The sequence below is a fragment of the Paenibacillus sp. FSL H8-0332 genome (genome assembly GCF_037963835.1).
In the GTDB taxonomy this organism is placed as follows: domain Bacteria; phylum Bacillota; class Bacilli; order Paenibacillales; family Paenibacillaceae; genus Paenibacillus_AQ; species Paenibacillus_AQ rhizoplanae.
In genome coordinates this window covers 1,658,240-1,671,446 of the sequence record NZ_CP150145.1, presented here as the reverse complement: position 1 = coordinate 1,671,446, position 13,207 = coordinate 1,658,240, and the positions used below count along the sequence as shown (strand labels likewise).

At 59.0% G+C, this 13,207-nt stretch carries 12 protein-coding genes; all 12 read right to left on the bottom strand.

Features of this window, described 5'->3' with window-relative positions:
• Positions 1-58: 58 nt before the first annotated feature.
• The gene (locus NST43_RS07185) at positions 59-1,243 is read right to left on the bottom strand and encodes a cobalamin biosynthesis protein (RefSeq protein ID WP_339223420.1); all 1,185 of its coding nucleotides are present in this window, start codon (positions 1,241-1,243) and stop codon (positions 59-61) included.
• On the bottom strand, positions 1,191-1,994 hold the full coding sequence (gene cobM, locus NST43_RS07180; RefSeq protein ID WP_339223418.1) for a precorrin-4 C(11)-methyltransferase: 804 nt from the start codon (positions 1,992-1,994) through the stop codon (positions 1,191-1,193). The genes NST43_RS07185 and cobM overlap by 53 nt, the downstream gene beginning before the upstream one ends.
• Positions 1,991-2,866 carry a precorrin-2 C(20)-methyltransferase gene (gene cobI / locus NST43_RS07175; protein WP_209991438.1) on the bottom strand — a complete coding sequence of 292 codons (876 nt, stop codon included), beginning with the start codon at positions 2,864-2,866 and terminating at the stop codon, positions 1,991-1,993. The genes cobM and cobI overlap by 4 nt, the downstream gene beginning before the upstream one ends.
• A 31-nt stretch (positions 2,867-2,897) precedes the next feature.
• Positions 2,898-4,124 (bottom strand): precorrin-6y C5,15-methyltransferase (decarboxylating) subunit CbiE, encoded by a 1,227-nt coding sequence (cbiE, locus tag NST43_RS07170; protein WP_339223415.1) that lies wholly within the window; start codon positions 4,122-4,124, stop codon positions 2,898-2,900.
• Positions 4,117-5,232: a cobalt-precorrin-5B (C(1))-methyltransferase gene (locus tag NST43_RS07165; RefSeq protein WP_339225359.1), complete on the bottom strand. Its 1,116-nt coding sequence runs from the start codon at positions 5,230-5,232 to the stop codon at positions 4,117-4,119. The genes cbiE and NST43_RS07165 overlap by 8 nt, the downstream gene beginning before the upstream one ends.
• Before the next feature lie 761 nt (positions 5,233-5,993).
• Entirely contained in the window at positions 5,994-6,659 is a 666-nt protein-coding gene (locus tag NST43_RS07160; RefSeq protein ID WP_339223413.1) for a precorrin-8X methylmutase, read from the bottom strand.
• A gap of 2 nt (positions 6,660-6,661) precedes the next feature.
• Positions 6,662-7,456 (bottom strand): precorrin-6A reductase, encoded by a 795-nt coding sequence (gene cobK, locus NST43_RS07155; protein ID WP_339223411.1) that lies wholly within the window; start codon positions 7,454-7,456, stop codon positions 6,662-6,664.
• The gene (cobJ, locus tag NST43_RS07150) at positions 7,453-10,224 is read right to left on the bottom strand and encodes a precorrin-3B C(17)-methyltransferase (RefSeq protein WP_339223409.1); all 2,772 of its coding nucleotides are present in this window, start codon (positions 10,222-10,224) and stop codon (positions 7,453-7,455) included. Before cobJ ends, cobK begins: the two co-directional genes overlap by 4 nt.
• A 14-nt stretch (positions 10,225-10,238) precedes the next feature.
• Positions 10,239-11,099, bottom strand: coding sequence for an ABC transporter ATP-binding protein (locus tag NST43_RS07145; protein WP_339223407.1), 861 nt, complete (start codon positions 11,097-11,099; stop codon positions 10,239-10,241).
• Between the two features lie 12 nt (positions 11,100-11,111).
• A complete protein-coding gene (gene cbiQ / locus NST43_RS07140; RefSeq protein ID WP_339223405.1) occupies positions 11,112-11,900 on the bottom strand; it encodes a cobalt ECF transporter T component CbiQ in 789 nt (262 codons plus the stop codon).
• Positions 11,897-12,190: an energy-coupling factor ABC transporter substrate-binding protein gene (locus tag NST43_RS07135; protein WP_339223403.1), complete on the bottom strand. Its 294-nt coding sequence runs from the start codon at positions 12,188-12,190 to the stop codon at positions 11,897-11,899. Before NST43_RS07135 ends, cbiQ begins: the two co-directional genes overlap by 4 nt.
• Positions 12,190-12,954 carry an energy-coupling factor ABC transporter permease gene (locus NST43_RS07130; RefSeq protein ID WP_209991446.1) on the bottom strand — a complete coding sequence of 255 codons (765 nt, stop codon included), beginning with the start codon at positions 12,952-12,954 and terminating at the stop codon, positions 12,190-12,192. Before NST43_RS07130 ends, NST43_RS07135 begins: the two co-directional genes overlap by 1 nt.
• Between the last annotated feature and the right edge of the window lie 253 nt (positions 12,955-13,207).

Sequence of the window (13,207 nt, the reverse complement as noted above, 5' to 3'; positions counted from 1 at the left end):
CTGCGGCTCCCGTGGGGCTGATCCAGGCTCTTTTTCATACCCAGCTACATTCCTTGAATCATTCACCGCTGCTCCCCTCCTTCTCTCCGGGATAGACAATCCGGGCTACGGCGATGGTCACATTGCCGCTCTTGAGCTTAGGCTGCAGGAGCGAATGCGCACCTGAGGACAACAGCGCAGCAGGTTCACAGACACCGTAAGCCCCCGTTGCCCTGAACACCACTTCAGACGGATGGTCCAGCTCTACTGTATTTAGCTGCTCCGGGGTGTACAGAACCAGCTCCCAGTTGTATTTAGCACACAAGGCCAAGAGTCCTGCTTCATCCCCCTTGATCCCGGCCGTCGCCACATTCCGCACACTATGGAGCGACAGATGAAGCTCATTCAGAGTGTGCAGGACCACGGCTTCCAGCTCTTCCGCAGACGTCCCGCGGTTGCAGCCGAGTCCAAGCACCAGACTGCGGGGGCGATACACTACAGTGTACTCGGCCAGAGCAGTATCTGCCGGTGCGTCCTCCTCCGGTTCCGCCGCCACCCGGTCGCTTACCACAATCGCTGCGCTGAAGCTGCGTCCGTTATGCCGAAGCTCAGCCCTGCTTGCGAACATAAAGACATGCTCCGGCACCTCAGCACCTAGCGGCAGCCAGTCACGTTCCCCGCTCTCCTGCACAAAAGCCACCGGCTCCCCGTTAACCAGCGCAGCACTAACCCCCTTCATGGGGGTGAAGCTGTCCGCGCGCCAGCCATACTCTTGGCCCAGCAGATCGACAGCGAAGGTGCCCTGCACATCCGAAGCTGTAGTGATCACCGGATGGCTGCCCAGCAGCTCCGCAATCTCCAGCGTCAGCCTGTTTGCTCCGCCGAGATGGCCGGAGAGCATGCTGATGACATGCTCCCCGCGCTCATCGATGACGATGACGGCTGGATCGGTTCTTTTATCCTGCAGCAGCGGAGCCGTCAGCCGGACAGCCGCCCCCAGCGAGAAGAACAGAATGACCGCCTCATAGCTCCCGAACAGCTTGGGAAGCAACCCTCTGACCGGTCCGTCAAAAACAGTGATCTCCCCGCTCCGCGCCTCCAGCCCGCCGCTATATTTGGCATAGACAAAGACCTCAGTCCCGCCAAGCCGCCCGCCGAGCCTCACAGCCAGCTCTATCCCACTGCGTGTAATGGCAACAGCCGCATACCGCTTACTCACCGGAGCCGATTCCTTCCCGGCAGCCGTGGGTGAAGGTCTTGTCATACAGCTTGGAGCGGTGCTGATCGCGGTCCGTCAGCCCGGGGTCCAGTGCCCAGCCGGCCAGGATCATGGCATGCATGGTGATGCCGGCATCCCGCAGGTCCGCCTCCAGCTTCTCGACCGTTGTCCGCAGAATCTGCTGATCCGGCCAAGTGGCCCGCTTCACGACCGCCACCGGGGTCTCCGGGCTCCAGCCTGCGGCCAGAAATTCACTGCTCACATGACCAGCCAGTGATGCACTTAGAAACAGCGCCACCGTGCAGTGATGCTCTGCCAGCTTGCGCAGCTGCTCGCGCTCAGGCACGGGTGTGCGCCCTTCCGCACGGGTCAGAATGACCGTCTGCGTCAGCTCCGGCACGGTCAGCTCTGCGCCAAGCGCCGCCGCAGAGGCAAAAACCGAGCTGACGCCAGGCACAATCTCGTAAGCGACGCCGCATAGCTTCAGCAGCGACATCTGCTCCAGAATCGCTCCATACATGGCGGGGTCTCCGGTGTGGACGCGGGCTACGCTTTTACCGGACTGCACAGCAAGCATCATCAGCTCCACCTGCTGCTCCAGATCCATGCCCGAGCTCCGAAGCACCTGCGCACCGGGCTTAGCGCTGCGGATCAGCTCCTCGCTGACCAGCGAATCCGCATACAGCACCAGATCTGCCGAGCGCAGAATCCGGCTGCCTTTGACCGTGATCAGCTCCGGGTCGCCCGGTCCGGCACCGACAATATATACTTTTGGCTCCAACAGCTTATTCGTCATTTGCTCACCACCATCAGACTCAGGTACTCCACTTCCTTGCCCCGCAGGTCCCGCGCATCGCGCCAGACGGTCTCATAGGGGGAGGTTACCTTGGTTACCACCGAGGCGCGGCCGGACAAGCCCAGCTCATCCAGCACATCCAGCACCAGATCCAGCACCTTGGCCACCTTAAGGAACACCACCGTATCATGATGCAGCAGTGCTTCTCGAAGCGCCTCCCTGTCGTCCGTAGCCGGGATGATCCCCACACGCTGATTGCCGTCTGCCAGGGGCTGCTCCAGCGCGGCCGCCGCGCCCAGCACCGAGGAAATTCCCGGAACCGAGACGACCGGCACACCGGGATGCAGCTCCTGCATCAGCCGGGACAGATGAATGAAGGTGCTGAAGAGATTAGGATCGCCTTCCGTCACAAAAGCCACATCCCGGCCCTGCTTCAGCTCTCTCCAGCACAGCTCTACCGTTCGGGTCCAGCCGCCTGCCAGCAGCTCCGGGTCCTTCGTCATCGGAAAGACCAGTCCGAGCATGATTTTGTCCTGCGGGTCTACATGCAGCTCAATGATTTCATAGGCGTAGGATTTGCCGCCCTTCTTAGTGGCCGGGTAGGCAATCACCGGACATTCCCGCAGCAGTCGGCAAGCCTTAAGCGTGATTAGCTCCGGGTCGCCGGGGCCGACGCCTACGCCGTATAACGTTCCGAGCGCCCGGGGAGTCAGTCTTTCCTCCAGCACCAGCTCTTCTGCATCCAGCGGGTCAAATAACGCACTGGCCGCCTGTATCGCTGCTTCTGTCCACAGCGTCCCGGCCGCTTCTCCTGACGATATTTCCTGTCCGTCCGCAGCCTGCTCACGCGGCGAAGTTACATCGGTCTTCATTGCGGGTTCCTCCTTCGTTATTGTCTGATGATTAATGAAGCTTCCGGCCGCTGACCACATAGACGGGATTCATTCCGTCGAACCGGGTCATGCCGAGAATCGGCTTGCCGCGTGACGCCTGAAGCATCGTGACCTCGCAGGCCAGTCCGGCGGCCTTAAGCGCCTCCATGCTGCCATGCAGCGTCTCCACCGTGATCGCCCCAACCACAATCCGGCCGCCAGGCCGCAGCCTCGCGGCACTCTGCGCAATAATAGCCGCCAGCTCACCGCCGCTGCCGCCGATGAAGACCGCGTCCGGGTCAGGCAAAGCCGCTAATCCCTGCGGTGCCTTCTCCTGGATGATTTCGAAATCCGCCCGGAATTTCAAGCGGTTCGCTGCCATATTTGGCAGATTCTCAGCACTTTTCTCCAGGGCGTAAACCTTCCCGAGTCTGGCGATCCGCGCACATTCCGCAGCCACCGCACCCGAGCCGGAGCCGATATCCCACACGACTGCATCCTCGGACAGGTTCAGCTCCGACAGCACCAGCGCGCGGACCTCGCGCTTCGTAATCAGGCCTTTCTCCGGCTTACGCTGCCGGAATGCCTCGTCCGGATAAGCGAATCCGCGCCGCACAGGAGCAGAGACCTCCTGCTTATGGCGCAGGATCACGACATTAAGCGCTGAGAACTCCCTGGTCAACATCTCCTCCAGCGTCCAGAACCGGCAGACTTCCTCCGCCCCGCCAAGCCGCTCACAGATAAACGCCTCATATTCTATCATCCCGAACTCCCGCAAATATGCGGCAATGACCGCAGGAGTGTTGTTCTCGTCTGTCAACAGGGCGATTTTGTGCTTGCCGTCGATCCGCTGGGCCAGTCCCTGAATGGGACGACCGTGCAGACTGATCAGCTCCGCATCCTGCCAGCTGTCCCCCAGCCGTGCAAACGCAAGCTGCACGCTGCTATAATGGGGGATCACCTCCACATGCTCCGGCCCGAACCTGCGGACGAGATACCCGGCAATTCCAAAAAAGAACGGGTCCCCCGAGGCCAGCACCACCGTCCGCCGCTCACGCCACACCTCCTCCAGCTTGTCTGTAAAAGGCTTCAGCCCGCCTTGCAGCACGATTTTCTCCCCTCTATACCTGCTGAAAAAATTCAATTGCCGCTCGCCGCCCAGCAGCACCTCGCTGTTGTTCACTATGCTTAAGCTATCCGGTGTCAGGCCGCCGGCGCCATCCTCACCGATCCCGATCACATAAATCAGGTTATCCATGAATCTCCGCCCTTCCCAGCACCCGGCCCTTCATTGTAATGAGCACCATTTCCACAATCATGCCTCCGTTCATATGCGCCAGACTCTGTTCACAGGCATGCCTGCACAGCTGCTCGAAAAAAGTGTGATTCCCCGCCTCAGTCATCATATCCACGACCTGTGAGGCTGTGTTAGCGGCCGCAATCTCCTGCACCTGCCCAAGGGACGCTCCCGCACCAGCCGCAACGGAGGCCAGAAATCCGAAATCGACGGGCGCGTTCTTGGAGTGAATCAGCATGGCCCCCTGCGCCACCTTGGAGAATTTGCCTGCCATCCCGACGAAGGTAACCTTGCGAAGCCCGTAAGCCTTCGCATGCTCCAGCGAGAAGCCTACATATTCCCCCATCTGGATAAAAGCTTCCTCCGGAAGCTCCGCGAACATCGCGATGGCGTATTTCTCGCTGCTGCCGCCTGTAGTCAGCACAACCTGCCGGTTCCCCGCCGCAGCCGCCACCGAGATGGCCTGAACCACACTCGCCTTATAGGCCTCAGTGGAGAATGGGGTCACCACGCCCCGCGTGCCCAGGATCGAAATGCCGCCCAGAATACCCAGCCGGGGATTCAGCGTCTTAAGGGCGATGCTCTCGCCCTCCGGCACGCTGATGACTACCCTAAGACCCCGCGCTGCACCGTGCTCCTCCAGTACGGCGGTTACCGCCTCCTGAATCATCCTCCGGGGCACCGGATTAATCGCCGCCTCTCCCACGCCAACCGGCAGGCCCGGCTTGGTCACCCGGCCGACACCGCGGCCCCCGTCAATCTCCACGCCCGGCTGATCACGCCAGCTCACCGCCGCTTCGATCCACGCCAGATGTGTCGCATCCGGGTCGTCTCCGGCATCTTTGACGGTGGCACAGCTTGCCGTGTGTGATCCTGTACGCTGCCAGCCAGTCAGCTCAAAGGTATGAAGGAACCCGGCTGGCAGATCAATCTCTACCGCAGGCAGCCTTTCCCCTGTAATGAGCAGGGTTGCCGCACCTGCAGCTGCCGCTGCGGCACAGGCCCCTGTCGTGTAGCCCCTGCGGAGCGGGGGAGCGGGGGTTGTCTCTGCGGATTCGGGATCGGGCAATCCGGGGCCGCGCACTTGTGCGAACACTTCGAGTGCCTGAGCAAATCCGGGCAATCCGGGTTCGATAGCCTGCTGTATCTGCCCGGCCATCTGCTTGATCTCGTGGACGGCTGCGTGCTCCACCTGCCGGGCTGCCTGATCGAACTCGGGGCGGCTGGCTTGCTCTATTTGCTCAGCTGCATGATCGAATCCGAGTACATACGCTTGCTCTGCCTGCTCTACCTGCCCCGCCCCTGCCTCCCCGCTTCCTTGGCTCCGGTTCTGCCTGACGGCTTGATCCGGTATTTCCTTGGTCATGGCAATCCCTCTTTGCTGATGGTTTAAGAATGAATCCTCACAATCTGCACATCACTGAAGCCTATCCTCTAAGCGTTAGCCCTGGGCAGATAACTTGTCTTACTCTCTATATAACCTGATTATACTGCTGCTTCTAAGCAAATCAGGAGATTTACATACAAATTTTTCTAGTCTTTCTGGCTCCACTGCACTTTGTACATTAGTTAAACCCCATATCCGCCAAAAAAGTGAATCTGCTGCATTTTGTACATTAGAATTTGGTGAGGGAGGTGTTTTGGAGCCCTTATCCAAAAATCAAGTGTATGAACTACAACAGAACCGGATTTCAACTATAAAATTACGAATTCTGTTGCACAAAATACAATCACTCAACCCACACGCTACCGCAATCCGCACAGTAAGCACATTTACCTGGTAGTTGGTAAGAACCCTCCAGCCGCCTGATCCGTGATCAGCTGATCAAGCTAATCCAGCTCGCCCGCCGCCCGGCGGACGGCCAGCAGACTTAGTGCGTTCACTGCGGCGACCACAATCGTACTGCCGCCTTTGCGGCCGATATTGGTGATGAAGGGAATATCCAGCTTGCGCAGCTCATCCTTGGATTCCGCCGCCGAGACAAAGCCAACGGGCATGCCGATGACGAGGCCTGGCTGGGCGGCGCCTGCTTTTACCAGACGGATGAGCTCCAGCAGGGCAGTCGGCGCGTTGCCGATGACATAGATTCCCCCCGGTGCCTGGGCGCAGGCCTTGCGCGTTGCGATAATCGCCCTTGTGGTTCCCAGCGCCTTCGCCTCGTCCACCACATCAGGATCTGCAATATGTACCCGGACCTCGCCGCCGTACCGCTGAATCCGTTCCTTAGCAATACCCGCCTCCACCATCCGCACATCCGCTATAATCGGCTTGCCCTGCAGCATGGCGTGAATCCCCGCCTCAATCGCCCCGGGATGAAACACCAGACTGCGTCCCAGCTCAAAATCAGCCGAAGCATGAATAATCCGCTGTACAATCGGGTACTCCAGTGCACTAAACGAATGTTCACCCAGCTCCTCCGTAATCATCTGAAAGCTTAGACCCTCTATCTCCTGCGGCTGTACGGTCACCGGCTTGAACTCTGTCCCGAAATCCACATTCATCCCTCTTCCCTTGTCATTAGCAGCACATGCTTCACAGCAGCCGTAATCTCGTCAAAAGAATCAAACACCGTTCCGCCATCCCCGAAGGACAGCCCCGGCCGCATAATCAAAATCACATATAACCCCATATCCAGCGCGGCATGCAGCTTCTCATCCACCGAGCCCTCGGCCCCGCTCTCCTTGGTAATCATCACCCGGGTGCCATACTGCCGGTATAAGGCCTCATTCATCTCTCTGCTAAAAGGGCCCTGAAGCGCAATAATATTCCGCTGCTCGATCCCAAGGGCTTGGCACTTCTCCAGATTCTCCAGACAAGGAAGCAGCCTTACGGTCAGCCGGATATCCGGATCTCCCAGCAGCTCCTCCGCAAAAATCTCCAGCGTTTTGCCGCCAGTGGTCAGCATCACAGAGCCCTTCAGCTCCTTAGCCTTGCGCGCAGCCTCTTCATAGGAATGCACAAGCAACAGCCGGGGATGGCTGTTATAGATAAGACTCTGCCGCTCGTAGCGGAAGTAAGGCAATCCCAGCGCAGCAGCAGCTTCCATCGCATTGGCATGGGCCTCCAGCGCAAAAGGATGGCTGCCGTCCACCACGGCACGGTACCCGCCCGCTTGCAGCAAAGAAATCATCGCCGCGCGGTCCAGTCTGCCGACGCGGGTGCGGATGCCTGCGGCCATAAGGCGTTCTGCCCCGCTGGGCGTCACCACGCTGGCCTGCAGCGGCAGGCCTTGGCGCGTAAGACTCTGTGCCAGCTCCCGGGCGTCGCTGGTGCCGCATAACATGAAGATCATCGCGGCTGGCGAAGCGCCAGATCGTCTGCCGGAGCCGCCGCCTCCGTTACATCATGCCGCCCATGGCAGTGATGCTCATGCGCGTGATGCGTGTGCCCATGTTCATCATGCCTGTGATGCGCACACTCGTGATGCCCATGCTTCCCATGGCAGTGGTGCCCGTGCCTATGTTCCTCATGCCCGTGATGCGCACATTCGTGATGCCCATGTTTCTCATGGCAGTGATGTACGTGTCCGTGTCCGTGCTCTTCATCTCCATGCTCATGGCGCCCGTGTCCATGTCCCTCATGACTGTGATGCCCATGCCCGTGATGTCCATGCCCATGCTCCCCGTGCTCCTCCTCACCATGATGGTGATGATGCAATGAGGCTGCATCGCGGTATTTGCAGTTATCGCAGTTGCTGAAGGCACGGCCTTCCAGCGTCTCCTCGATCCGCTCTGTCAGCATATCCACCAGCAGCGGATGTGCGCCCAGCGTGCCGCCGATCTGCACTTCAAGCCCGGGATGCTCCGCTGCGAATTGCGCCACTCTCTCAGCGAACTGCTGCATTAGCACTCCGGTGAACAGCAGGTACGGCAGAACAATAATTTTGCGCGCACCCAGTGCAAGGCAGCGTTCAAGCCCGTCCGGCAGCGAAGGCTTGGCGATGGCAATGAAGCAGCTTTCCACGCTGCGGTAGCCTGTTCTCTCCCAGAGCAGCCGGCTTATTTTATACAGATCGCTGTTAGCATCCGGGTCACTGCCCCCGCGTCCCATCAGCAGTACGATGGTGTCCTTATCCTCAATCGTGGATGCACCGTTCCCGCACAGGTCCAGGTCCATTCCGCCAGCCGCCTTCACCTGCAGGAGTGGAAGTCGTTCTGCTTCCTGAATCCGCTCCAGCAGAATATCGACGGCACGGTCCTGCACCCCCAGCGGACGCCCGTAGATGAACTTCACCCCGGGATATCTCTGCTTGGCTTCGTCAATGGCCATTGGAATATCGAGCTTGGAATGCCCCGCCGCGAACAAAATAATCGGCACTACGTATATCTCCGCCGCACCGCCCTCAATGCATCTGGCAATTCCGCCAGCGATGGAAGGCGAGGCCAGCTCTATGAAGCAGGTCTCGACCTTCAGCTCCGGCTTACGGGCCGCGAGCAGGCGGGTGAATTCCAGCAACTCCTCATTTCCCGCTTGAACCCGGCTCCCGTGTCCCACCAGTAATACCGTTCTCATCGTCTGCACTCCTTCTTTGCTGTTATCGTTATCGGATGTATGGGCTGCACTCCCTGTTGCGCTGTCCATCCGTTCCCGGAACGCATGATACCGCTCCTGCTCCCCGCCATGAGCCCTGTAGTCCTCAACTGCGGCAGCTACAGCGGCTACCGCTTGCTCTTCGTCCATCCCTTCACGCACCACAATCCCGGCATGGGCACCCCGCCCGGACTTCTTGCCGCCGAGATACAACTCATAGCTGCCGCGCGACATTACCAGTCCGATATCATCCAGCACAGCGGAGCTGCAAGCCATCCCGCAGCCGGCTACACTGATGTGCAGCTCTCTGGGCACAGCGAGTCCATGCAGCAGGGTGTTCAGCCGGACAGCAGCACTTAACGCCCCGCTTCTGCGCAGCTCACAGAACCCGCAGGTTTTCACCTTCACGTAATCTCCAGGCGTACTTACATTCAGTCCGGCCTCCAGCAGCCTTGCTCCTGCCTCTGCTTCTTCACTCCGGCTGCCGCGCAGCAGGAAATACCCGTCCTTCGTATAGACCAATTGCCCTTCGCTGCCCGCAAGCTCAGCCAGCAGCTTCATCTGATCGCCGCTGAAGCTGCGGCTGCCGGCTGCCGGAGCAATCTCCAGCTCGAAGGGAGACTCTGCTGCTCTCCCCGCATCCACAGCTTGTGCCGCTCCGGCTCCAGCTGCCCCCTCTGCCTGCCCGGACTCCGCCGCAGCCAGTGACCAAGGCTCAGCTGCCGTGCGCAGCCGCTCGTGCGGCTTCAGTGTCTGCGTCTGTGCCCCGAGACTATACTTGCGCTCATATCCGCGCGGCGTAATCATAAGGTCCTCATAGACAACGGTAGCAGAGTTGCCGACCACCACTGTCGAGAGCATGCCGATCTCATGCTCCAGCATATCCTGCAGCGTGGTTACGACGGTCTGCTGGCGGTCACGGTAGGCGCTTTTGACAATGCCTACCGGTGTAGCCGGATCACGGTAACGCAGCAGAATGCCCCGCGCTTCTTCAATCTGGCGCGTCCGTCTGCCGCTGCGCGGATTATAGAACGCAATGACGAAATCCGCCGCCCCCGCCGCTTCCACACGCGCAGCAATGCTCTCCCAGGGAGTGAGATGATCGCTCAGGCTGATCGTGCAGGAATCATGCATTATCGGGGCCCCCAACAGTGAGGAGCAGGACTGGATCGCCGAGATTCCCGGGATCACCTCGACCTGTACCCCATCTGAGCGGCTCCAGCCGCGTTCAATCAGCACCTCGTAGACCAGCCCGGCCATTCCGTAGACACCGGCATCGCCGCTGGAGATTACCGCAATCGTCTGCCCTTCTTCTGCTCTGCGGACGGCCTCCTGGGCCCGGCTGACCTCCTCGGTCATTCCCGTGCCGACAATCTCCTGATGCCGCAACAGCGGCCTGATCAGATCTACATAAGTGGTATAGCCAATGACCGCCTCGCTCTCATCCAGCGCAGCCAGTGCGCGGCCGGTAATATGCTCCAGCGCTCCGGGGCCGAAGCCGATAATCAGCAGTTTTCCTTGTTTGTTCATTCTTCTTCCCCCGTTCATGAATAGCTGTGGTCGAGCTCCAGCAGCTTATGCAGCTTCACTTTGAATTCGTCGGCGGTGCGGGGAGCGCTCTGACCTGCGGTCAGGCTGGCAGGCAGACTGAACCATAAGTCAGCCAACAGCGGTAATCCCAGACCAATGGACAATAGCTCCTCCCGTCCCGCAAAAATCTCCTCCGGTGTCCCCGCCGCCCGGCATCTTCCATGCTCCAGTACAATAATCCAGTCCGCCCAGCGGTAGGCCAGGTCCATATCATGCGTAGCCATAACTACGGTTGTCCCTTTATCATGTATGGCTTCAAGCCCCTTCAGCATCTGCGTTTCCGATAACGGGTCCAGATACGAGGTCGGCTCATCCAGCAGAATCAGCTCCGGCTCCATAGCCAGCACACCGGCGAGTGCCGTGCGTTTTTTCTGGCCAAGACTAAGCTGGTGAATCGGTTTATCGCCCAGATCGGTCAGATTCAGCAGCTCCATGACCTCCCGGCAGCGCGCAGCAATAACCGGTTCTGCCATGCCGCTGCCGCGCAGCCCGAACGACACATCCTCCAGCGGTGTGCTGAGGATCAGCTGCTGCTCGGGGTCCTGGAAAACCAGGCCCACTTTCCGCCGCAGAGCGGCCAGCTCTTTTTTCGAGTAGGATAACGCCTTCCCTCCTTGCAGAACCGTACCCTGCTGCGGGCGCAAAATGCCGACGGCATGCAGGAACAACGTCGATTTACCCGAACCGTTATGGCCGAGCACTGCCGTCTTGCTGCCTGCGGGGATGGAGAACGTCAGTTCATGCAGTGCAGGCTCCTTCGTATCCGGATAGTGAAAGACCACTCCCTCACAAGCCAAGCTAGATTCCTGAACCATGGCCGGCTCCTTTCATGTGTTAGTGATAAAGTACGCCTCAGCCAGCAGCAGTAGCGCAATACCGGCATAAGCCTGAACGGTATACCGCCGCGGTACAGGACGCGCAGTATAAGGCGGGAGAATAATCTCGTCTGTGAATCCGCGGGCCAGCAGCCCCTGCGATAATCCGTAATAACGGTGCATCGTGTTGCCGAACAGCGCTCCTGCCATGGCCGCAGTCTCCCGCAGCATAGCCTTGTAACCCCGGCGGCCTCCGCGCAGCCGGCGGGCCAGCAGCAGACCATGCGCTGCATCACTCAGCAAGAACAGGAAGCGGTACATAATCAGCATCAGCTCCAGGACAATCTGCGGCATACGCAGCCTGCGCAGCACCTGCAAAAGCTCACTGAATGGAGTAGTAAACATCAGGAAGAAGAAACAGCTCATGCAAGCAGAGATTCGGGCCAGCAGCTCCCCTGCCCGCTGAAGCCCGGCCGCTGTGACATATACCGGCAGATTCAGTCCCGGAAGCGGGAATATCCCTGCCTCTCCCGCAGCCGGATGCCCGAATTCCACAAGCAGTGCCGGTACGCTAAGCGCATAGAACAGCAACGCTGTGCCGAACAGCATGCCATAAGCACGGAAGGGAATACGGGCCTGCAATATACACCAGGACATCATCCATAGGGTGATTGCAGCCTGTAGTACAGGATGTACGGTGTAAGAGAGCAGGAACATCAGGGCTGCGAACGAGCTTTTCCACATCGGGGACAACTGGCGCAGAGCATTATTGTAGGAGAGAACGTCAATCCGCCGGATCACTTGCTGCTAGGCTGCTTCGTCCCGCCCTGCTTACCCTTGAGCAGCCCCAAGGTATAACCGATCACACCGGCACCAATCGCTGCTTGCAATGCGAACAGCATACTCTCCGTCTCACCCGGCAGCTCGGTCAGCGGCTTGAACCACGGCTTATAATCTGGATTAATCTCGGTAATCACACCTTCAGCCGCATCATCGGCCCCGCCGAATTCCCCATTGACCAGCAGCAGCGGCAGAATGACAAGCAGAATAACAACCAGCAGCATCAACCCATTTTTCCATTTATTGCTCATTAGGCTCTTCCTCCGTTCACCTTGCGTTTCAGAAGCGACAATTCATTCGGGCTATATGATTTCAGCCAATTCCACAGCAGTACCGTTAATAGCCCTTCACTGATGGCCAGCGGGATTTGCGTCACGGCAAAGATGCCCCCGAATTTGAGAAAAGAAGTCAGAACGCCGCCATCCGCCGCCGGAAAAGCCACCGCCAATTGAAAGGAAGTCACTACATACGTACTCAGATCAGCCACCGCAGCCGCACAGAACAAGGCCAGCTTCTCGCGGTCCGGCAGCTTCATCATCAGCTTATACACTGCATATCCGGCAAAAGGACCCGCCACCGCCATCGAGAACGCATTGGCCCCAAGCGTAGTGATCCCGCCGTGCGCCAGCAGCAGCGCCTGAAAGAGCAGGACAATCGAGCCGATTACGCTCATAGGGAGCGGCCCCAGCATTACCGCACCAAGACCGGTACCGGTCGGGTGGGAGCTGCTTCCGGTAACGGAAGGCATTTTGAGCGCAGACAGGACGAAGGTAAACGCCCCAGCTAGACCCAGCAGCAGCTTCAGCTCAGGGTTCTCCCGGGTCATGGCTCTCAGCTTGAAGATTCCCAGGACAAAGAACGGAACAAACGCCGCCCACCAGAATACCGCCCAGCCTACCGGCAGGAATCCTTCCATAATGTGCATCGCGCGGGCCGTACCCGGTTCGTTCAGCATAAAGTACACCGTAAATCCGGCAACCAGTGCCGCAAAGCTCCACCATCTGTGCTTTTTCATTTGTCACCCTCCATGTTTGTTCATTTCCCGTTAAAGATTTTAAAGCCAAAAAAACCCACCCTAAAGGGTGGGAGTGTATGTACGCAGGCAAGTTCGATAGAGCGCGCAACCCGTGGCTAAGCGGAACAAGGTGCTTCTCATCGTCCCATCACTAGGGGCCGTATCCTTGTATCCAACAGCTATAAACCGGGGGGCCTCTCTACACTCAAGATTCCTCCGGTCCATCAGGGCAGAACGCCTCTTCTCATTAACC

Bases quoted from the DNA above. Each gene is read 5' to 3' on its own strand.
- NST43_RS07130 (WP_209991446.1), bottom strand. From the start codon at position 12,954: ATGAAAAAGCACAGATGGTGGAGCTTTGCGGCACTGGTTGCCGGATTT.
- cobM (WP_339223418.1), bottom strand. From the start codon at position 1,994: ATGACGAATAAGCTGTTGGAGCCAAAAGTATATATTGTCGGTGCCGGA.
- cobI (WP_209991438.1), bottom strand. From the start codon at position 2,866: ATGAAGACCGATGTAACTTCGCCGCGTGAGCAGGCTGCGGACGGACAG.
- cbiE (WP_339223415.1), bottom strand. From the start codon at position 4,124: ATGGATAACCTGATTTATGTGATCGGGATCGGTGAGGATGGCGCCGGC.
- NST43_RS07185 (WP_339223420.1), bottom strand. From the start codon at position 1,243: ATGACAAGACCTTCACCCACGGCTGCCGGGAAGGAATCGGCTCCGGTG.
- cobJ (WP_339223409.1), bottom strand. From the start codon at position 10,224: ATGAACAAACAAGGAAAACTGCTGATTATCGGCTTCGGCCCCGGAGCG.
- NST43_RS07145 (WP_339223407.1), bottom strand. From the start codon at position 11,099: ATGGTTCAGGAATCTAGCTTGGCTTGTGAGGGAGTGGTCTTTCACTAT.
- cobK (WP_339223411.1), bottom strand. From the start codon at position 7,456: ATGATCTTCATGTTATGCGGCACCAGCGACGCCCGGGAGCTGGCACAG.
- NST43_RS07135 (WP_339223403.1), bottom strand. From the start codon at position 12,190: ATGAGCAATAAATGGAAAAATGGGTTGATGCTGCTGGTTGTTATTCTG.